Below are 20843 nucleotides of genomic sequence, written 5' to 3'. Positions count from 1 at the left end.
CACTCTCGCTCCGCCTGCACCCGTCGGGCGGCGTACCAAGCGTCCGCCACGGCCCGTCATCATGTCCAACGATCACAAGTGTTGGGCCCCATCGATTTAATCGATGGGCCTTCATAGACTCATGTCATGGAAATCCGCGAACTGGAGTACTTCCTCGCCTGCTGCGAGACCGGGAGCTTCACCGCGGCGGCCCGGAAGGCGCACATCGTGCAGTCCGCGATGTCCAGCGCGATCGCCCGGCTGGAGCGGGACTTGGGCGTCGCGCTGTTCGACCGCTCGGTCACGCCCGTCGCTGTGACCGAGCACGGGGACGCCCTCCGTACCGCAGCCCAGCGTGTGCTGAACGCCGTACGGAGCGCGCGGGACGAGGTCCACGCCGTCTCGGGCCGGGTGCGGGGGACGGTCGTGCTCGGCAGTACGTTCAGCACAGGGCCACTCGACCTCGCCACGGTGCTCACCGGCCTACGGACGCGCCATCCAGAGGTCGTTGTGCAATTGCGCCAGTCGTCGGAAGGCTCCACGGGCAACCTGCGGGCGATCCTGGACGGTTCGCTGGACATCGCGCTGACGGCCAGTGGCGAGCGGCCGCCCGACGGGATCGTGCTCAGGCCTCTGATCGAGGAGCCGTTGGTGTTCGCCTGCCGTGCGGACCACCCACTGGCCGGGCGCGCCACGATCACACCGTCCGACCTGTCGGCCGAGTCGATCCTGCGTTTCCCGCCGGGCTGGGGAATGCGGCACGCCGTGGACCGGGTGCTCGGCCCGGCCCAGGCGGCGACCGAGGTCGCCGACTACGCGCTGATGGCCAAACTCGTCGGCGCCGGCTTCGGTACGACCCTGATGCCCGCCTCGGCTGCGGGCACCGGCGACGGCCTGTGCGTGATCCCTCTCGACGCGCCGGATCTGATGTGGCAGCTCTCCGCCGCAGTCAGCTCCCGCCGCCGCCCCGCGGCGGCCACCGAGGCTCTCCTCGACGCGCTCGGCTACGCGGCGAACGATGCCGCCAACTCCCGTAACTGAACGCCTGTCCCGCGCTCTGTCGCGGACCGCGCTGGTACTGGCGCACCTGATCAGCCCGTGCGGAGGGGGATGTCAACAACCCGGTCCGGGCCCTGTCCGAGCCAAAGATCGAGTGCGCGGTCACCGGCGGGTGCGCAGCCACGTGGCGAACGCGTCGAGGGCCGGCTCGGGGGTGAGGCGCCCGATGCCGATGCGGAAGCGGTCGGTGGGTGTGGCGGTCAGCTCGGAGCGGTAGACGCTCGGCGGCAGGAGGAGCACCCCGGCCTCGTCGACCAGGTCCGTACAGAAGTCCTCCGCCGTGCCGGGCCCCCGGTAGCGGGGATACGCCACGCAGCCGCCGTCCGGCGCTCGCCAGTCGAACAGATCCGGGAACTCCGCGAAGAAGCTTTCAAAGACCGGCACGTTGGCGGCGATGACGGCGCGGTTGCGGTCCAGGATCCGGTCGCGTGACTTCAGCGCGATGCGGGCGAGGATTTCGCTGGGTGCCGCGTTGCAGATGGTGGTGTAGTGCTTCGCCCGCTCCAGGCGCGAGCGCAACTCCCTGTCGCGGCAGGCGATCCAGCCGATCCGCAGGCCGGGCAGCCCCAGCGACTTGGAGGTGACGTTCAGCGACAGGGCACGCTCGGACAGGTCGGCCGCGTGGGGCAGTGTGCGGGAGGGGTCGCGTTCCAGGCCCCGGTACACCTCGTCGTTGAACAGGTGGATGCCCCGTTCGTCGCACAGTTGGACCAGGCGGGTGAAGTCCGCCGCGCCGATCACCTTGCCCGTGGGGTTGTTGGGGAAGTTGACGGAGACCACCCGGGTGTTGGGGCGCAGCGCGGCGACCAGACGGTCGAGGTCCAGCGCCCAGTCGTCGTCCGGGTCCAGGGCGACGCCGGTGACCTGGCACAGCGCGAGGGGGACGGTCTCGGCGGCCTGGTAGTTCGGGGTGATGACCACCGCGTGGTCATCGGGTCCCAACAGGACCTGCATGGCGAGGTAGAGGGCTTCCTCCGCCCCGGCGAAGCAGATGACGTCGTCGGCTTTCGCGTGGGTGTACATGTCGGCGATCGCCTGCCGCAGGGCGGGATCACCGAAAGTCTCGGTGTAGCCCAGGGACAGCGTCTCCCAGGCCCGTCGGTCCTCGTCGTCGGCCAGGGCGAGCAGGTCGGACATCGTCATGGTCTGTGCGTCGGACGCGGTGAGGTGGTGACGGGCGGTGAACTCCCAGCGGGAGAAATAGGCTTCGAGGCGGAAGTCCGGGAGCCGGCTCACGACGTACTCCTTTCGGCTTTGAGGTCGGCGAGCAGTGCGTAGACGGTGGACCGCGACGCCCGGAGGGCACCGGCGACGACGGGGACGGCGCGGCGCACGGCGAACACCCCGGCCTGGTCCAGTTCGTTGAGGAGGGCGAGGCGCTCCTCGCGGCCGAGACGTTCGACGGGACGGCCGTGGGTGCGTACGAACGTGCCGACGATCTGGTGCACGCGCTCGGTCCAGTCCTGTTCGAACAGCGCCTCGGGGCGCGCCGTCGTGGGCGCGGCGAAACCGGCCAGCAGTGCGGCCGCCTGCTCCAGCGGCGTACGGTCGAGGTTCACGCACAGTACGGCCGACGGCTCCCCGCCGGAGTCCCGGAGCACCGCGCTGACCGAGGACAGCCGTCTTCCGTCGGCCAGCAGCTTCTCGTACGGCCCGTAGACGTCGCGACCCGACGGGGCGAGGTCGTCCAGTTCACCCAGCAGGGACGGGTCGCCCGCCGTCCGCCGGGTCATCGGATTCCAGATGCCGAGGATCCGGTCCGTCGCCGTGTCATGCAGGACCACCTCGGCGTAGGGACCGAGCAGGAGGGCCACCGCCTGGCACACCGGTGACCACAGCCGTACGCGCGGGTCGGAACTGTCCGCTGCCGTTGCCATGAACCGGATAGTAAGTCCAGCTCGGACAAAGAGTCCAGAATTGGCCCGGTGGCGGGGTGACTGCCGGCGGACAGCGGCCTCGCCGGGCGTGCCCGCGAACTCATGCACAACTCCCCCGCGAACCTCCGCCACCGGAGCGGACGCGACGGCTCGTAGCGGCGGCCGAGCCGGCTCGGGGCCGCCGTGAACAGCGCGTCCCCTGTCCCTGAACATGGGCGGCCGCTCACCGTTCCGTCCGGCGGGCAGGTCAGGACGGGTCGGTCACCGTCGCGCTCCCGCGTTGCGCCTCGACCTCCGCGAGGCGGGTGGCGAGGGATGCCTGGATGGCCGTGTAGGCGTCGCCGCCGAGCAGCAGACGGCGTGGTGGCTGCGGGCTGTCGGCGGCGGCGATCACCGCCCGGGCAAGAGCGGCCGGCTCACCCTGAGGCGGGAAGAAGTCCTTCATCACCTGCTCGCGCAGCTCCGCGTACGCCGCCAGCGCGGACGCCTGCTCCGCACTGCGGGTATTCGCGTCGGTACGGAATCCTCCCGGCTCAACCAGCGTCGTTCTGATACCGAACCCCGCGACTTCCTGGGCCAGTGCCTCGTAGAAGCCCTCCATGGCCCACTTGGTGGCGTTGTAGATCCCCACGAAGGGGAACGCGGCCTGACCGCCCACACTGGAGAACTGGATCAGGTGGCCGTGGCCCTGGCCACGCAGATACGGAAGGGCCGCCCGCGCCAGCGTCATCGAGCCGAGCACATTGGTGTCCAACTGGCGCCGCACCTGCTCGTCACTCGGCTCCTCGGCCGCGCCGACCAGTGAGTACCCGGCGTTCGACACCACGACATCGACAGTGCCGAGCGCGGCGAACGCGTCGTCGACGACGCGTCGTACCTCGGCGGGCCTGCTCACGTCCAATACGGCCCGCCAGAGCCGGTCGCCGTACTGGCGCGCGAGCCCGTCCAGCACCTCGGGGCGGCGCAGCGTGGCGGCGACACGGTCCCCGCGAGCGAGGAGCTCCTCGGTCAGGGCGCGGCCGAAGCCCGTCGAGGTTCCGGTGATGAACCACGTCTTGGACGACATGAGTGGTTCTCCCATCCATCCGGCAGTCCGGATGATTCATAACGCACAACTTGTGCGCTATGAAAAACATACAGACCTTCCGGCCGCTACGCAACGCACACACTGTGCGTTATTCGAAGTGAACCATCGCGAGGCTTTTGCTATGTTCTGGCATGATTACTGCCGCGAATCTGGCCCAGGCGGTCCGGGCCGGGGACCTTGCTCCCGTGGCCGCTGTCCAGGACGCTCTGCACCGGATCGCCCTCGGCAGTGAGCAGATCGTCGCGTTCCGGCGGGTGCGGGACACGGAAGCCGTCGCCGAGGCTCGTGAGCTCGAAGAGCGCGCCGATCTCGGGGTACTCCCGCTGGCCGGGGTACCGGTCGCGGTGAAGGATGTCGTGGCGGTCGCGGGCGAGTACGCGGGATGGGGTTCTCAGGCCGGGAGCCGGGAGACCTTTACCTCCGACAGCGACATCGTGGGACGTCTGCGGACAGCCGGTGCCGTGATCGTGGGGCTGACTCATGTGCCGGAACTCTGCCTGTGGCCGATGAGCGACATTCCCGGGACGGTCGTCCGCAACCCCTGGAACACGGACTACACCGCCGGAGGCTCCTCCGGGGGCAGTGCGGCCGCCGTGGCTGCTGGATTCGTTCCGCTCGCACTGGGTACGGACGCGATCGGCTCGGTCCGCTCCCCCGCGGCGATCTGCGGACTGGTCGGCGTGACGCCAGGTACCGGAACCGTGCCCTCCGCCGACTCTTCGGACTGGTCGGGGATGCATTCGTACGGTCCTCTGGCCACGACCGTCACCGACGCCGCCCTGCTCCTGTCCGTGCTCGCCGGCAGGCCGGAACTGGCACGGATCTCCGAGGCCGGTGCTCTGCGCGTCGCTACGTCGGTCAAACCGCCAGGCGGCCAGGGGAAGGTCCCCCGGGAGTTCGTCGCGGCCGTCGGCCGCACCGCGGAACTCCTCCGCGGAGCCGGCCACAGCGTTACCGAGGCGACGCCGGAGTACGGCCGGATCTCACCGGCCCTTCTGACCCGCTGGCTCGCCGGACCGGGCAGGCCGACGGAGGCGCTGGCCTGGAAGCGACTCCAGCCGCGGACCCACCGCCATCTGCGGGCGGGAGCGCTGCTGCGCCGGGCCGGGCTGGGCGGAGAAGGCCCGAAGCGGGCGTGGATCGCCCGCGCCGAGGCCTTCTTCGCCGACCACGATGTCCTGGTGACCCCGATGCTCGCCACCCTGCCTCCCAGGGCGGAGGAGTGGAGCACGAAGGGCTGGCTCGCCAATGCCGTGCCGGCTGCTCGGCTCACGCCCTTCCTGGGACCGTGGGACCTGGCGGGCTGCCCGGCCATGTCCGTCCCGGCCGGACAGCACCCTTCGGGACTGCCTCTGGCCGTTCAACTGGTAGCGCCTCCCGGCGGAGAGGCGCGGCTGCTGGCCGTGGCGGCACAACTCGAAAGGCTGGCCCCCTGGCCCCTGACCGCACCCCGCTGAGCTTGTTCGGCAGCGGAGCCCGCAGCGGGCTCCGGGCGGGGCCGCCATCGACCACCAGATGCCGATCGCGGCCGCCGCCCTGAGGGGCGGGAACGTACCTTCCGGCATCGACCCCACCGCGCCCCCCGGACCTATCCGGCGGCGGGCGCGACCTCCGCGGTGTCCCCCGCGCCGAGGTCCACACGAGGCGGGAGGTCAACGGGCTCCGGCTTCCCGGGATCCCGGTCGTGCGCGACGTCCCCGTCCGGCGTCCCCTCCTCGAACTGGGTGCGGTACAGCTCCGTGTACCGCCCGTTCGCGCGGAGCAGTTCGTCGTGTGTGCCCCGCTCCACGATCCGGCCGTCCTCGATCACCAGGATCAGATCGGCGGCCCGTACGGTGGACAGCCGGTGCGCGATCACGACGGCGGTACGGCCTTCCAGAGCTTCGGCCAGCGCCGCCTGGATCGCCGCCTCTGAGGTGTTGTCGAGGTGCGCCGTCGCCTCGTCGAGGATCACGACACGCTGGCGGGCGAGGAGCAGCCGGGCGATGGTCATACGCTGGCGTTCGCCGCCGGAGAGCCGGTAGCCGCGCTCGCCGACGACGGTGGCGAGTCCGTCCGGAAGTGACCGGACGAGGGTCTCGAGGCGGGCCCGGCGCAGGACGTTCCACAGCTCGTCGTCAGTGGCTCCGGGCCGGGCCAGCAGCAGGTTCTCGCGGACGGACTCGTGGAAGAGATGACCGTCCTGGGTGACCATGCCCAGTGTGGCGCGGAGGGACTCGGAGGACAGGTCGCGTACGTCGACACCGCCGATACGGACGGCGCCCTCGTCGGTGTCGTAGAGGCGCGGGAGGAGTTGCGCGATGGTCGACTTGCCCGCGCCCGACGAGCCCACGAGGGCGACGGTCCGGCCGGGTTCGGCGCGGAACGAGATTCCGTGCAGCACCTCACTGCCGCCCCGGGTGTCGAGCGCGGCGACCTCCTCCAGCGAGGCGAGAGAGACCTTGTCGGCGGAGGGGTAACCGAAACGCACGTCGTCGAACTCGACGGAGACCGGCCCTTCGGGAACCCGCACCGCGTCGGGCTTGTCGGCGACGAGGGGCTGGAGACCGAGGACTTCGAAAACCCTCTCGAAGCTGACGAGCGCGGTCATCACCTCGACGCGCGCGCCGGCGAGCGCGGTCAGCGGCGCGTACAGCCGGACGAGAAGCAGGGAGAGCGCGACCACGGCGCCGGGGTCGAGGCTGCCGCGCAGGGCGTACGAGCCGCCGAGCCCGTAGACGAGCGCCAGGGCGAGGGCGGAGACGAGGGTCAGGGCGGTGATGAACGTGGACTGCGCCATGGCCGTACGGACCCCGATGTCCCGTACTCTGCGGGCCCGCGCCGCGAACTCCGCCGACTCGTCGTCGGGCCGCCCGAACAGCTTGATCAGGGTGGCGCCCGGCGCCGAGAACCGCTCGGTCATCCGGTTGCCCATCGCGGCGTTGAGGTCCGCCGCCTCCCGCTGAAGCCTCGCCATACGACGGCCCATCCGGCGCGCGGGCACCACGAACACGGGCAGCAGGACGAGAGCGAGAATCGTGATCTGCCAGGAGAGCGTGAGCATCACGGCGAGGGTCAGCACCAGTGTCACCACATTGCTGACGACACCGGAGAGCGTGTTGCTGAAGGCGCGCTGCGCGCCGATCACGTCGTTGTTGAGCCGGCTGACCAGGGCGCCGGTACGGGTACGGGTGAAGAAGGCGACCGGCATGCGCTGGACGTGATCGAAGACCGCTGTCCGCAGGTCCAGGATCAGCCCCTCGCCGAGGGTGGCGGAGAGGCGGCGGCCCAGCAGGCCCAGGCCGGCTTCGGCGAGGGCGATGAGCGCGATAAGCAGGGCGAGCCGGACCACGAGCCGCTCATCGCCGCCGGACACGATCGCGTCGACAACACGCCCTGCCAGGACGGGTGTCACGACCGCGAGCAGCGCGGTGGCGACACCGAGCAGGGCGAACTGGATGATGCGGCGGCGGTGCGGCCGGGCGAAACCGGCGATGCCTCGGAGGGTGGCGCGGGCGAACGGCGGGCGCTCGGACCGGGCGTACATGACGTTGTGCAACTGCGTCCAGGCTGTGGACTCCATACTCATGACAGGAACCGTAGAACCTGAAGCGGCCTTGAGGTCAACTCACCTGGCCGCGGCCCCGGGCACGGCTTCGCGTTCCCGCTCGCCGACTACTGACGGTCGAGGGCGGCCGTTTTACGAATCAAACGATTGCCCCGAGAGGTACGACGCCGGGGCTTTCCGCCGATCAGGGTCAACCACCCAAAGCGGCCTGTAGAAGGCTGACGCATGAGCATTGCCCTCGATGGGGTGCGGAGATACCGTCAGGCAATCGATTGACTCCATCAAGGTGTGCCGCGTCGCGCGCCAGGTCCCGGGACCCCGCGCCCCCATGTCGCCCCCGAGGAAGGGACTTTCATGCCTCGCCCCCACACAGATCGCACTCATACGGCCCATCCGCGCGGGAGACGTCCGTGGACGGGTCCGCTCGTCGGACTGTCGGCCGGTGTACTGCTCCTCGCGGGCCTCGTCGCACCCGAGGCGGCCGTAGCTTCGCCCGCTGCCCCGGCCCTCGCCCAGGCAACGTCCGGAAGCCAGGCGCGGCCCTCCCAGGTCCTGCACGCCGCCCCGCGCGGCGGGGGAAGCAGGTGCTCGGCCTCCCGCCCCTGCTCGGTGGAGGGCGCGCAGAAGCGGGTCCGCGCGCTCAACGACGACCTCAAGGGCGACCTGGTCGTGGAGTTGGCCAACGGCACCTACCGGCTGGACGAGCCGCTGGACCTCACGTCCGCAGACTCGGGCAGCAACGGCCACAGAGTTGTGTGGCAGCCCGCGCCCGGCGCGCACCCCGTACTCAGCGGTGGCCGGGCGATCACCGGCTGGCAGAAGACCGACCCGGCGCGCGGCATCTGGACCGCGGAGGTCCCCGCCTCCCTGCGCACGCGCCAGCTCTACGTCGACGGCAAGCGGATACCGGTCGCCCAGGGCCCCGCACCGGTCGATCTCACCCGTTCGGCGGGCGGCTACACCGCCGCCGACTCGACGTACGCGAAGTGGCGCAACCCCTCCGACGTCGAGTTCGTGTTCACCGGCGGCAACGGCTCCTGGTCCGAGAGCCGTTGCCGGGTCAAGGACATCCGGGGTACGCGTTTGACGATGCGCCGGCCCTGCTGGGACAACGTCACCGACCGCCCCAAGCCCCCGGCCCAGGCCCCGAGTTACTTCCCCGACCTGGCAGCCGACGCGAAGCCGACCCGGATCGAGAACGCGTACGAGCTGCTGCACCCCGGCCAGTGGTATCCGGACACCACGCGCCACACCGTCTCGTACATCCCGCCGGCCGGGACCGATCCCAACCACGCGGACGTCGAGGCGCCCGTCCTCCAGACCCTGGTCTCGGGCCACGGCACCCTGGACAAGCCGGTGCACGACATCGTCCTGCGCGGCCTCACCTTCGCCGACGCCACCTGGCTCGACCCGAGCGGCGACAACGGCTTCGCCGAGATCCAGGCCAACGTCCGCATCACCGGGGACCAGAAGGTGAAGCCGCAGGGCACCTGCGGCTTCACCGTGCCCGCAGGTACCTGCCCCTTCGGCGCCAACGCCCAGGACCGGCCGCCGTGACCTGGCGGGCCGCCCGCGACGTGGTGATCGAGGACAACACCTTCACGCGTCTGGGCGCGGCCGGACTCGGCGTCGCCTTCGGAAGCCGGCGGACGCTCGTCCAGGGCAACGAGTTCACCGACATCTCCGGCATCGGCCTGATGCTGGGGTCCACCGACGACGCGCACCCCTCCGACGTCGGCGAGACCGACCGTGAGATCAACACCGACAACCGGATCGAGAACAACTACATCCACGACATCGGGGTGGAGTACCCGGGCGCCGACGGCATCCAGCTCTTCTACAGCCGGGGAACGACCGTCGCCCACAACGAGATCGCGAACGTCTCCTGGGACGGTATCGACAGCGGGGTCAACGCCGGCCACCTGGACACCGCCGACCACCCCGACCTCACGTCCAACATCAATGCCGACAACACCATCGCGGACAACCTCGTCCACGACTACCACACCGTGCTCGCGGACGGCGGCGCCATCTATCTCGAAGGCCACCAGGGCGAGACCCTGCGCAAGGCCGACGGCAGCGTCGACGAGGAGGCGAGCTTCGCGCACGGGACGAAGGCCACCGGCAATGTGGTCTACGACGACCGGAGCAGCGGGCTGACGCTGTACAACGACATCGGCAGCCAGTGGATCACCTGGACCCGCAACATCGAGTTCAACAACACGTACGGCAACGGCGGCTGCTCCCCTGTCGGGCACATCCGCTTCACCGGCAACTACCACGCGGACCCCATCTCCCAGTACCCGTGCCTGGCCCCGGTGGACCTCCAGTACTCCGACAACACCCAACTCCCGCTGCGCCCGGCCCCCGCCGACATGCCGTCCGACATCCTGAGCAACGCCGGGCTCCAGCCCGCGTACCAGCACCTCGCCGTTGCCGGCGCACCGACGATCTCGTCCATGAGTCCCCGTACGGGTACGGTCGACCAGCCCACCGAGACCCTGATCGTCGGCACCGGATTCTCCACCGGCAGCAAGGCCTTCTTCGGCTCGACACCGGCCGCCACGACCACGGTCCTCTCCTCCACGTTCCTCACGGCGGTCGCACCCGCCGGCGCGAGTCTCGCCGAGACCACGGTGGAGACCGGAGCCGGGCGGGTGAGCGGCCCCTCGGGACTGCCGCTGAAGTCCGTGACGGCGGACTCCATGGACGACGAGGCGTTCTGGAACACCAGCTTCTACCCGTACAACGCGGTGGACGGGAAGCTGAACACCTTCTGGTCGTCGGCCGAGACCGCGATGCCGCACTGGATCGAGGTGCGCTTCGACCACCCGGTGACACTGGGCAAGGTCGTCGTACGGGCACGGCGTCTCGACGGTCTGGCCCTCGGACACGTCTCGCTCACCACGGCGAACGGCTCTGACGCACCGACACCGGCCGGCCAGGTCACCGACAACACCGCCCCGGACGTGCCCTTCACCTTCACCACACCGCTCACCGCCGACACCGTGCGCGTCACGGTCGAGGCCGAGACACTCAACGGTGATCCGCGTACCAACGCGGACATCGGACAGATCGAGTTCAACGACGCGCAGGGCAACGCCCTGAACGGGGAACCCGTGACCGGCTGACGCCGTACAGGAAACCGTGGACTGCCGGGCGGCCCCGCATGGGGCCGCCCGGCAGTTTCCTCGTGATCGTCCGGGGTGGTACGGCCGCCGCCCCGTCGTCGTAACTCCCCCTCAGTCGTGAGCCCGGGCCCGCGCCACGGGGAGCTTCAGCGCCGGTCCGTCCTCCGTCCCCGCGAGGGAGGGCTCGTGCTCCGTTCCCGCTCCGCCCTCGGGGCGGCCCCCGCCGCCGCGCCGTGCCGACCAGCGGGACCGCAGGAAGGAACGGCCGCGTGAACTCGACGCCGTGTAGAGGGCGGCGGCCGCGACCAGGACGCTCCCCTGCACCACGTTCTGGTAGTTCGAGCCGATGTTGAGGACGTTGAAGCCGTTGCTCAGGGTGAACAGGATGAGCGTGCCCGCAACCGACTTGGAGACGAAGCCCGAGCCTCCGAACAGCGAGGTGCCGCCCAGGACGGCAGCGGCGATGACGGTCAGTTCCCCGCCGGTCAGCACGGTCGGGTCGACGGAGTTGAACTTGCCCGCGTACAGCACACCGACCACCGCGGCCACCGCGCCGTTCAGCACGAACGCCGACATCTTGTAGCGGTCGACGTTGATCCCGGAGAGCCGGGCCGCCTCCGCGTTGCCGCCCACGGCGTACAGATTCCGCCCGACCACCGTGTAGCGCAGCACGGCGCCGGTGAGCAGCGCGAGCGCCAGCATGATCCACACCGGTACGGTCTGGTTGAGCAGCGCAGGCCGGAAGGCGCTGACCGCCACCACGGCGAGTCCGGCGACCGCGAGCCCGACGGCGGTGCCCGAGATCTTGACGGCCGGGCCGCCGCCACCCGTACCGTCGGCTCCGCTCGTACGGCCCGCACTGCTCGTGCGCCCCGCGCGGACCACTAGCAGGACGGCCACCGCCACCAGCAGCACCCCGACGACCAGTGCCGGAGTCCGGTGCCAGGCCAGTTGTGCGGTGGAGAAGGTGTGGAGGGAGGTGCGGGTGGCCGTGATGCTCTGCCCGTCGAGGATCGCCTGCACGACACCCCGTACGGCGGTGAGCGTGCCGAGCGTCACGATGAACGCGTTGACACCGACCTTCTGCACCAGGACCGCGTTGATCAGCCCCACCAGGATCCCGGTCAGCAGGGCGGCGACCAGCGCCACCACCACCCCGTGGGCGTCCACCAGTTTGAGCGCGACCGTGCCCGACAGGGCGGCGGTGGACGCGACGGACAGGTCGAAGTTGCCCGTGATCAGCACGACGGTCATGAAGATCGCGAGTATGCCGATCAGCGCCGACTGGTCAAGGATGTTGCTGATGTTGACGTCGCTGAGGTAGGCCGGGCGGCCCTGTGCGGACGAGGTGATGGTGAGTACCGCCACCAGCGCCACGAGGGCGTAGACCACCCCGGCGGAACGTGGCGACAGCGCACGGCGCACGCCTGCCGCGCCCTTGCCCGGCGGCCGGCCCGCCTCGTTGTCAGTACCGGAGGTCATGATCCGTTCGCCTTTCTGAACTGTCCGCTGATCCCACTGATCCCGCTGATCCCGCTGACCGCTGATCCCACTGCTCTGTTCATCGCGTGTGCTCTCGCCGCTCTCACAGGCCACTCGCCAGAGCGGTGAGCTCGTGCAGGTCGGTCGCAGCCACGTGGCGTTCGGCGATCAGTTGTCCCCTGCGCATCACCAGCACCCGGTCGCACGCCCCGAGCAGTTCCTCGAACTCCGAGGAGACGATCAGGACCGCGTGGCCCGCGTCGGCCAGGCCGTGGATGAGCTGGATGATGTCGGCCTTGGCGCCGACGTCGACCCCCGCGGACGGCTCGTCCAGCAGGAAGACCCGCGCCGGGCCGTACAGCCACTTGGCGAAGACGACCTTCTGGGCGTTGCCGCCGCTGAGTTCACCGACCGGCGCGTCGATCGAGGGCGCCGCGATGCCGAGATCGGCGAGCGCCCGGCCCGCGAGCGCACGCTCGCGGGCCCGGTCGGGCACCAGCCGCCGGCGGGAGAGACCCGAGAGGTACGGCAGGGAGGTGTTGCGCCAGATCTCCCACTCCGGCAGCAGGCCCTGGCGCGAACGGTCCTCGGGGACCAGCGCCAGACCGCGCCGGACGGAGGCATGCGGGGAGCGGCCCCGTACCCGCCGGCCCGCGACCTTCACCTGGCCGCTCGCGGACCGGTCCGCGCCGAAGATCGCTTCGAGGAGTTCGGTGCGGCCGCTGCCCAGCAGACCGGCCACCCCCACCACTTCGCCCGCACGGATCTCCAGGCTCAACGGGCCGAACCGGCCCTCTGAACTCAGTTCCTCGACCGCGAGCAGCGGCTGGGCTTCGGGGACGTCCCTGGTGTGCGGCCGTTCCTCCAGCCGGGCGAGCCGTTTCCCGACGATCGCCGTGATCAGCTCGTCCTTGCCGGTGTCGGCGGTCGGGGCGTCCACGACCACCGCGCCGTCCCGCAGCACCGTGAGGTGGTCGGTCAGCTCCAGGATCTCGTCGAGGAAGTGCGAGACGTACACGAAGGTGGTGCCCTGGTCGCGCAGCCGGCGGACGGAGCGGAAGAGGATGTCCCGCTCGGCGGGCGAGAGGGCCGCGGTCGGTTCGTCCAGCAGGACGAGCGCCGGATCGCGGGCCAGCGCCTGGAGGATGGAGACCATCTGCCGGGCGCCGATGGACAGTCGGCCGACGGGGGCGAGCGGGTCGAGGTGGTAGCCGATGCGGTCGCAGAGCACGCCCAGCTCTTCCGTACGGCGCCCGGCCTGCCACCGGACGGATTCGTGGCGCCCGAGGAAGATGTTGTCGAGGACGGTCAGGGAGTCGACCAGCGGGGTGTGCTGGTGGACCGCTCCCATGCCTGCCGACAGTGCCTGCGCGGGACTGGTCCAGACGACGGGCTCGCCGCGCCAGGCGACCGTACCGCTGGTGGCGGTCTGCACCCCGGAGAGGATCTTGATGAGTGTCGACTTGCCGGCGCCGTTGGCGCCGATGAGCCCGTGCACCGTGCCGGGCAGGACATCCAGGGACACGCCTCGCAGGGCGCGGGTCCCGCTCGGGTAGACCTTGTGCACGTCGGTGACCGACAGCACCGGCCGACCTGGCGTCTCCGTCTGCCGGGTCACCATTGCGGCGTGCAGGTGGAGACGTTGGCGGAGGTGATGCCGGGGGTGTCGTAGAACGTGGTCTTCGCCGGGCCCGTGAGCTTGCCGGTGAGCGTGTCGTGCATCATCTGCACGGCCATCGCGCCCTCGTCGTACGGCTTGTCGCAGACGGTCCCGTACACCGCACCGGACTTGATCGCCGCGATGCCGCTCTTCGAGCCGCCGACCCCGATGATCCTGGCGTGCGAGCCCGCGGACTTCACCGCGGAGGCGCAGCCGACGGCCATGTCGTCGGAGATGGCGTAGAAGAGCCCGACCTTCGGGCTGGCCGCGAGGATGTTCTGGCAGGCGGACTGGCCGTCCTGCTTCGTCCAGTTGCCCGGCTGGGTGGCGACGATCTTGTACTTGCCCGCGCCGGCCTTGGCGAGCGCGGCCTTGAACCGAGTGACCCGGGTGGTGTTCTCGACAAAGCCGGGCGCGCCAGCGATGACGGCGACCTGGCCGCCGGAGGGCAACGCCTTGAGGGCCATCTGTCCGGCGGTGGCGCCGGCTCCGAGCTCGTTCTCGTCGAGGACGAACCTCAGCTTCTGGTACGGGTCGTCCGCCTGACGGTCGGCGCCGACGTATCCGTGCACCGTACCGACCGGGATACCGGCGGTGTCGGCCTGGTCGACCAGCGCCTGTGCGGGCCCCGGCGACAGCGGTACCAGGAGGATTCCGCTGACCTTCTGCGCCACCAGGTCCTGCACCTGGCTCGCCTGCTTGGCCTGGTCGCCCTGCGAGTCCAGGTCGATCAGCTTGACCCCCAGCTTCGCGGCCCTGTCCTTGGCGCCCTTGGCGATCGCGGCGGGGAAGGTCACCGACTCCTGCTGGTTCGCCAGGCCGATGGTGAGGGAGGCGCCCTTCGCCTCGGCGGACGGGGCGGCGGCGCCCGAACCGGACGCCGTCGTCACCGTGCACCCGGCGGTGGCCGCGACGAGCAGTGCGACCGCCACGCCCGCCGTCCGGACGCGCCGGCCTCGGATTGATCCGTTCACTGTGTTCTTCCTGTCTGCACGCACGAAGAGAGTGGAAATCGTCAGGGAACACCGCTGACGAACGGCGTCAGTGGAAGGCCGCGCGGTCCTCGACACTGGGGGCTGCTGGTCGTTCAAACGCTTGAGTCAATCGTTTGACTGCACCATAAGAGCCGCTTGGGGCGGGTGCAATACCCTTGCCGAAACTGACTGCGGAGCGACCGCGCCCGGGCGCTCGCACGACGTCGGCGCGGGGCGAGCGCCTGCCGGACTCTCGCAGGGCGCCGCGCGGCCTCGCACGAGGAGCGCGGAGGCGACCCCCTCCCGGCGCGCACGAAGAGGCCGGCCGGGAGGCGGAGGCAGTCGACGCCGTGGCGCAGGAGTCACCAGCGATGCGGCCGACCCCGGTGGCGAGTGAGCCGCGGCCCTTGACCGGGTCGTCCGGCGATCCTAGACTTCATCCAGTCAAACGATTGACTAGAATGTCCCGACAAGAGGTTGACCCGCTCTCCGGGCGCAAGGCGATCTGGTTTGTTTCACATCACCGAACCGGCGCACACAATTCGCACCACGTCGAGATTTGTTATTTTCGGAGTTCTGGCCGAGCAGCCGCTGTTCCATATGCCGCGCATCAGTCGAAGGGAAACAGTCCATGACGGACGACGAGATCGATGCCCTCTTCGAGCGCTGCTCCAATACGGGGATGTGGGGCCCCGATGACGAGTTGGGGACCCTCAACCACATCACCGACGACAAGCGCCTCCGTGCCGCGCGGCTGGTGCGGCACGGGCGGAACGTATCGATCGGCCGGGACCTCTCGACCAGGAGCGACCGGCTCAACTCAAATCCCCTGGTCCACCGGATGCTCTTCGACGCCGACCCGCCCCAGTCGGCTCTCGACAGTATCGAACTGGCCACCCACGGCTTCGCCGTCACGCACATGGACGCCATCACCCACGTCTTCTTCGAAGCGAAGGCGTACAACGGCCGGCGGGCATCGGACGTGCTGCACCCGACCGGTCTGCGATCCGGGTCGGTCCATGCCCAGCGCGACGGCATCGTGACGCGTGGCGTCCTGCTCGATGTGGCGGCGGTGCGCGGTGTGCCATATCTCGAACCCGGTGAGGCGGTGACGGCCCAGGATCTTTCCGACGCGGAGGCGCTTTCGGGTACGGCTGTCGAACCGGGCGACGCCGTGTTCGTCCATGTCGGTCTGGCGCGCCGCGAGGCCGAGCAAGGCGTCGAGGACCCGGACGTACGTGCCGGGGTGGACGCGAGCTGCCTCCCGTGGCTGCACGACAAGCAGATCGCGGTGTACAGCGGTGACTGCGTCGACCAGATTCCCGGGCCGAGTTCGCGGCTGTCGCTTCCGCTGCATCAAGTCGGCCTCGTGGCGATGGGCCTTGTCCTGCTCGACTGCCCGCGCATCGATGAACTCGTCTCGGTGTGCGCCGAGTTGGAGACGAATGAATTTCTTCTCATGGTGGGACCGTTGCGCGTTCCAGGAGGTACGGGGTCGCCGGTGAACCCTGTCTGCCTGTTCTGAGGGCGCGGAGGGGGCTGATGCCTGGCCATCTCCAGGTGTGGCTCCGCTTGACCTTGACACAGTGACAAGGGCTTCACTGTGGCCAAGGAGGTGGTCCCGATGACCATGCCGCAAGAGGACACGTACACGACCCGAGCTCTCCAGGCGCTGGAGAACCGCGGTTCGTCGATCCGGCTGCAGGCAGCGCTGGCGGTCGGCACGACCCCGGATCCGCGGTTCATCGACAAGCTCATCGAACGATGCGCGATCGAGCCGGAGTTCTATGTACGCGAGATGCTTACGTGGGCACTCACCCGCCACGCGTCATCGGTGACGGTCCCCAAGCTCATCGATGAACTTGGCTCTGAGCGCGCGCAGGCACGAAGCCAGGCGTTGCACACACTGTCCAAGATCGGGGATCGGCAAGCGTGGCCGGCGATCACTCGGGCGCTTCTGACCGATGCCGACGACGAGGTGGCGCGGAGCGCCTGGCGGGCAGCGGTCGTGCTCGTACCTGAGGGTGAAGAACCCGAGTTGGCCGGCGTGTTGGGAACACAGCTCGGGCGCGGCGAACGGGAGACACAGTTGAGCCTCAGCCGGGCGTTGATCGCGCTCGGTGAGGTGATCATGCCGACGCTGCGCGCCGCGATGACGGATCTCGACCCTCGCTCGCATCAGCACGCGATCGCCACCGAACGGCTGTCGCGTGACCCGGATGCCGGATTCGAGTTCGCGATCGAGGAGGCGAAGCGCGTCGTAGCCCTCGACATGGCCGGCCAGGAGGGGTGATGGGCAGTGTTGATCGGTGATGTGGCACGAGAGTCCGGGGTCAGCGCCCGCATGCTCAGGCACTACGAGTCGCTCGGCCTGGTGCGGCCAACGGGTCGTACCGACTCCGGCTATCGCGAGTACTCCAGCGAGGACATCCGGCGGATCTTCCATATCGAGAGCCTGCGGTCGTTGGGCTTGTCGCTGCGTGAAGTCGGGCGCGCGCTGGATGATCCCGGCTTCAGGCCCTCGGAGCTTGTGGAGGACCTCATCCGCCAGACGCGAGAACGCATCGCGGCTGAGACGGAGTTGCTCACCCGGCTCCGCCGGATCGGTGCCGCGGAACCCGCCGACTGGGAGTACGTCCTCCAGATCGTCGCACTTCTCCAGGCGCTGGGATCACAGAACGCCGCGACGCGCCAACGCGCCGCCTTGTCCGCCGTCGAAGACATCCCGGGATCGGTGGAGGCTCTGGTCGAGGCGGTGTTGCGCGAGACGGACCCCAACGTCGCGGGGGCCCTTCGATGGGCTCTGGCGCACACGGGCGATGGCGGATTGGCCCTGCTCGCTGAGGGCCTCGGCTCACCGGTGGCCGAGGTCCGGAAACGTGCCGTCCAGTCCATCGTTGAGATTCCGAACGGCGAGGCGACCGCACTGCTGCGGGATGCTCTCACCGATCCCGACGTCGTGGTCCGCAGGTACGCGGCTCTGGCGCTCGGGGTACGTGGAGTGGCGGCCGCGGTCCCGACGCTCATCGATATGGTCGTCGAGGAGACGAATGACGTCGATGCCGCCGACGCGCTGAGCGCGCTGGCGAGTGATCCCGCGTTGGCGGATCAGATCGCTACGGGGCTCGTTGACTGCCTCGCCCACAACGCAGTTGAGTCGTCCGCACGTCGACGGCTGACACAGGCGCTCGCGGACATCCCGGGAGCCACGACGTCACGTGCCCTCGCCGATCTGTCACATGACGAAGACCGTGCCGTCGCGCTCACTGCCACATACATTCTCGGGATACGCGACGCACGATGACGGATCTTTCCTGGGCGCTCCGACCACGGCGTCAGTCGACTGCTCGACTATCGGGTCGCTCCGTCGGCAGCGGTGCGGGCCGCCGCGTCCCAGACGGGGAGTTCGGTGCGCCGAGTGGCGAGGCGGACGGTCTTGCTGTAGCCGTACTCGCCGAGGGTCTCGGGTGCGTGCTCGCGTCCGAAGCCGCTGGCGCCGACGCCGCCGAAGGGGCTCCCGATCGCGGCGCGTACGTAGTTGTTGACCGTCACGACGCCCGCCCGGATCTGCTTGCTCACCCTCAGGGCCCGGTCCGTGTCCTGCGTGTACACGCCGGCGACGAGTCCGAAGGGGGTGCCGTTCGCGATACGTACGGCCTCTTCCTCGTCGCGGAAGCGCGTCACCGTGACCACCGGACCGAAGATCTCCTCGGTCGCCACTCGCATGTCGGGAGTGACGTCGGTGAACAACGTGGGGGCGACGTAGAACCCGTCGGCGAGCCAGGGGTCGTCCGGCAGTGGGGCCCGCGCCACGATCCTGGCCCCTTCGGACTGCCCGATGCGTACGTACTCCAGGACGCGTTGCTGCTGGGCCCTGGTGACCATGGGTCCGACCTCGGTGGCCGGCGCGGACCCGTCGCCGACGACCAGCCGGCCGACCGCCACGGCCAGGCGGGCCGTGAACTCGTCGTGGACGGCCTCGCTCACGAGCAGTCGCGACGAAGCCGTGCACGCCTCACCCTGGTTGAAGTAGCCGCCGTCGATCGCCGCGAGCAGCGCTTGGTCGAGGTCCGCGTCCTCGAAGACCAGCAGCGGGTTCTTCCCGCCCAGCTCCATCAGTGACGGTGTGAGGTTGTCCGCCGCCGTCCTGAGGACGGCCGAACCGGTGGCCGGTGATCCGGTGAACGACACCTTGGCCACCAGCTCGTGGCCGACGAGCGCGGCACCGACCGCCCCGCCGCCCGCCACCGCGTGCACCACGTCGTCGGGCAGCACCTCGGCGATGAGTTCCACCATGCGGAGCACCACCGACGGTGTCTGCTCCGGCGGCTTCACCACCACCGCGTTGCCGACCGCCAGGGCGGGCGCGATCTTTCCTGCGGTGTGGATGGGGGGCCAGTTGAACGGTACGACGGCGCCGATCACCCCGTACGGCTCCAGGGTGGTCACGTCCAGGTAGGCGCCGTAGTCCCGCGCCTGGCTGGGCAGTACCTCGACCAGGCCGGCGAAGTACTCGAACTCGGCGATGGCCGCTTCGAGGTCGAACTCGCGGGACGTGGCGAGCTGCTTCCCCATTTCGAGGGTCTCCAGCTCGGCGAGCTCGTCGGCGTGCTCCCGTACGGTCTCGGCGATCTTCCGCAGATACGCGCCGCGTTCCCGCGCTGGACGCTGCCGCCAGGACAGGTGGGCCGCGTGCGCCGTACGGACGGCCTGGTCGACCTCCGCCGGGCCGGCGCCCTGGATGATGGTCGCGGGGCGTCCGGTCGCGGGATTGTCGACCACGAACCGGTCCGTCTCGGCCGTCGAGGACCAGCGGGTCACGGTGGTGTGCGGATGCCGAACGATGGCCGTCACTTGACACCGCCCACGATGCCGTCGGCGAGGCGGTCGGCCGCCGGGTAGTCGGTGTAGCCGTTCGCGCCGCCCTGGTAGAAGGTGTCGCGGTCGGGTTCGGACAGCGGGAGGCCACCGGCGAAGCGCGCGGGCAGGTCGGGGTTGGCGATGAACGGCTGCCCGTACGAGATCAGATCGGCCAGGCCCTCGTCGATCAGGGCGTTCCCGGTGTTCTGGTCCAGGCTCGCGTTGGCGATCAGTGTGCCGCGGTAGAGCGGCCTGAACTGGGCCAGGGACTCGACGCGCTGCTCAGGCGTGACCGTCTCGTTCGGCCGGCGCGTCATCATCAGATGCAGGTAGGCAAGGGGGTGGTCGTTGAGGCGTTCGGCGACGTACGCGTGCCCGGCCAGGATCTCGGGTGAGACATGGTCGGTGCTGATCGCCTGGTGCGGCGCGAACTTGATGCCCACCCGGTGCGGTCCGCACACGCCGGTCACCGCGTCCAGCACCTCGAACAGGAACCGGGCCCGATTGCCGGCGCTCCCGCCGTAGCCGTCGGTACGCAGGTTGAGAGCCGGGTTGAGGAACTGAGCGATCAGATACCCGCGTTGGGCATGCACCTCCACACCGTCGAAGCCGGCCCGCAGCGCGTTGGCGGCGGCCGTCCGGTACTGCTCGACGATGCCGGCGATGTCGTCGGCCGTCAGCGCCCTCGGCGTCACCGTGTCGGTGAAACCGCTGCCGGGCGTGAAGACCTTGCCGCCCGGATTGACCGCGGACGGTGCGACCGGCAGCTCCCCGCCCCGGAAGTCCGGGTGTGAGGACGAACCGGTGTGCGCCAGTTGCGCGAATACGGCCCCGCCCTCGGCGTGCACCGCCTCGGTCACGGCCGCCCAGCCCTGGACCTGCGCCTCGCTGTACAGGCCGGGCACGTTGACGGCGCCGATCGCGTCGGTGCTGATCCACGTACCCTCCGTCACGATCAGTCCCGCGCCGGCCCGCTGGCGGTAGTACTCGCCGTGCAGCGCCATCGGGGCCAGTTCCGCGTTGGCGGCGCGCGCTCGGGTCATCGGCGCCATCACGATCCGGTTCCGCAGACGCACAGAACCAAGATCGTAGGGACGCATCAACGGCTGTTCGTCCGCCTGCGGGGGAAGCGACATCTGGGACTCCTCGGGTGACACGTCATGTCTTGACGTCAATCACCGTCACAT

General features: G+C 69.8%; 16 protein-coding genes. 7 read left to right on the top strand and 9 right to left on the bottom strand.

What is annotated here, in order from left to right:
• The first annotated feature begins 126 nt into the window (after positions 1–126).
• The gene (locus QR77_RS40825; protein ID WP_040026939.1) at positions 127–1020 is read left to right on the top strand and encodes a LysR family transcriptional regulator; all 894 of its coding nucleotides are present in this window, start codon (positions 127–129) and stop codon (positions 1018–1020) included.
• Between the two features lie 120 nt (positions 1021–1140).
• Here QR77_RS40825 and QR77_RS40820 read toward each other — a convergent pair whose 3' ends face one another.
• The 3 genes from QR77_RS40820 to QR77_RS40810 form a co-directional block, all read right to left on the bottom strand.
• Positions 1141–2274 (bottom strand): pyridoxal phosphate-dependent aminotransferase, encoded by a 1134-nt coding sequence (locus QR77_RS40820; RefSeq protein WP_040026938.1) that lies wholly within the window; start codon positions 2272–2274, stop codon positions 1141–1143.
• Positions 2271–2915 (bottom strand): PAS domain-containing protein, encoded by a 645-nt coding sequence (locus tag QR77_RS40815; RefSeq protein ID WP_040026937.1) that lies wholly within the window; start codon positions 2913–2915, stop codon positions 2271–2273. Before QR77_RS40815 ends, QR77_RS40820 begins: the two co-directional genes overlap by 4 nt.
• 247 nt (positions 2916–3162) lie before the next feature.
• Positions 3163–3981 (bottom strand): SDR family oxidoreductase, encoded by an 819-nt coding sequence (locus QR77_RS40810; protein WP_040026936.1) that lies wholly within the window; start codon positions 3979–3981, stop codon positions 3163–3165.
• Between the two features lie 152 nt (positions 3982–4133).
• Here QR77_RS40810 and QR77_RS40805 point away from each other — a divergent pair, with 152 nt between their 5' ends.
• A complete protein-coding gene (locus QR77_RS40805) occupies positions 4134–5459 on the top strand; it encodes an amidase family protein (RefSeq protein WP_040026935.1) in 1326 nt (441 codons plus the stop codon).
• Positions 5460–5590: 131 nt separating this feature from the next.
• Here QR77_RS40805 and QR77_RS40800 read toward each other — a convergent pair whose 3' ends face one another.
• Entirely contained in the window at positions 5591–7564 is a 1974-nt protein-coding gene (locus tag QR77_RS40800; RefSeq protein WP_201778909.1) for an ABC transporter ATP-binding protein, read from the bottom strand.
• Positions 7565–7903: 339 nt separating this feature from the next.
• On the opposite strand from QR77_RS40800, the gene QR77_RS44595 reads away from it, so the two are divergent.
• Together QR77_RS44595 and QR77_RS46305 are read left to right on the top strand one after the other, a co-directional pair.
• Positions 7904–9106 carry a hypothetical protein gene (locus QR77_RS44595; protein WP_150130523.1) on the top strand — a complete coding sequence of 401 codons (1203 nt, stop codon included), beginning with the start codon at positions 7904–7906 and terminating at the stop codon, positions 9104–9106.
• A complete protein-coding gene (locus QR77_RS46305; protein WP_052489485.1) occupies positions 9103–10680 on the top strand; it encodes a right-handed parallel beta-helix repeat-containing protein in 1578 nt (525 codons plus the stop codon). Before QR77_RS44595 ends, QR77_RS46305 begins: the two co-directional genes overlap by 4 nt.
• Positions 10681–10791: 111 nt before the next feature.
• Here the strand turns inward: QR77_RS46305 and QR77_RS40790 are convergent, their stop codons facing one another.
• From QR77_RS40790 to QR77_RS40780, 3 genes are all read right to left on the bottom strand, one after another.
• Complete coding sequence (locus QR77_RS40790) at positions 10792–12162, bottom strand: ABC transporter permease (RefSeq protein ID WP_052489484.1); 1371 nt, start codon at positions 12160–12162, stop codon at positions 10792–10794.
• A 103-nt stretch (positions 12163–12265) separates the two neighbouring features.
• Positions 12266–13747, bottom strand: coding sequence for a sugar ABC transporter ATP-binding protein (locus tag QR77_RS40785; RefSeq protein ID WP_201778871.1), 1482 nt, complete (start codon positions 13745–13747; stop codon positions 12266–12268).
• A 29-nt stretch (positions 13748–13776) separates the two neighbouring features.
• Positions 13777–14796, bottom strand: coding sequence for a sugar ABC transporter substrate-binding protein (locus QR77_RS40780; protein ID WP_160311015.1), 1020 nt, complete (start codon positions 14794–14796; stop codon positions 13777–13779).
• Positions 14797–15427: 631 nt separating this feature from the next.
• Between QR77_RS40780 and QR77_RS40775 the strand changes: the two genes are divergently transcribed.
• The 3 genes from QR77_RS40775 to QR77_RS40765 all read left to right on the top strand — a co-directional run bounded on the left by QR77_RS40775 (position 15428) and on the right by QR77_RS40765 (position 18100).
• On the top strand, positions 15428–16321 hold the full coding sequence (locus QR77_RS40775) for a cyclase family protein (protein WP_040026933.1): 894 nt from the start codon (positions 15428–15430) through the stop codon (positions 16319–16321).
• Positions 16322–16420: 99 nt separating this feature from the next.
• Complete coding sequence (locus tag QR77_RS40770) at positions 16421–17089, top strand: HEAT repeat domain-containing protein (RefSeq protein WP_040026932.1); 669 nt, start codon at positions 16421–16423, stop codon at positions 17087–17089.
• Positions 17090–17095: 6 nt separating this feature from the next.
• Positions 17096–18100 (top strand): HEAT repeat domain-containing protein, encoded by a 1005-nt coding sequence (locus QR77_RS40765; RefSeq protein WP_040026930.1) that lies wholly within the window; start codon positions 17096–17098, stop codon positions 18098–18100.
• A gap of 47 nt (positions 18101–18147) precedes the next feature.
• On the opposite strand, the gene QR77_RS40760 is transcribed toward QR77_RS40765, so the two are convergent.
• Positions 18148–19650 carry an aldehyde dehydrogenase family protein gene (locus QR77_RS40760; protein WP_236711026.1) on the bottom strand — a complete coding sequence of 501 codons (1503 nt, stop codon included), beginning with the start codon at positions 19648–19650 and terminating at the stop codon, positions 18148–18150.
• Positions 19647–20792: an alkene reductase gene (locus QR77_RS40755; RefSeq protein ID WP_040026929.1), complete on the bottom strand. Its 1146-nt coding sequence runs from the start codon at positions 20790–20792 to the stop codon at positions 19647–19649. Before QR77_RS40755 ends, QR77_RS40760 begins: the two co-directional genes overlap by 4 nt.
• Between the last annotated feature and the right edge of the window lie 51 nt (positions 20793–20843).

Origin of the sequence: Streptomyces sp. 150FB (assembly GCF_000818195.1) — a bacterium.
GTDB lineage: Bacteria > Actinomycetota > Actinomycetes > Streptomycetales > Streptomycetaceae > Streptomyces.
The sequence above is the reverse complement of the archived record's forward strand: the minus strand, read 5'-3'. Positions and strand labels throughout refer to the sequence as shown.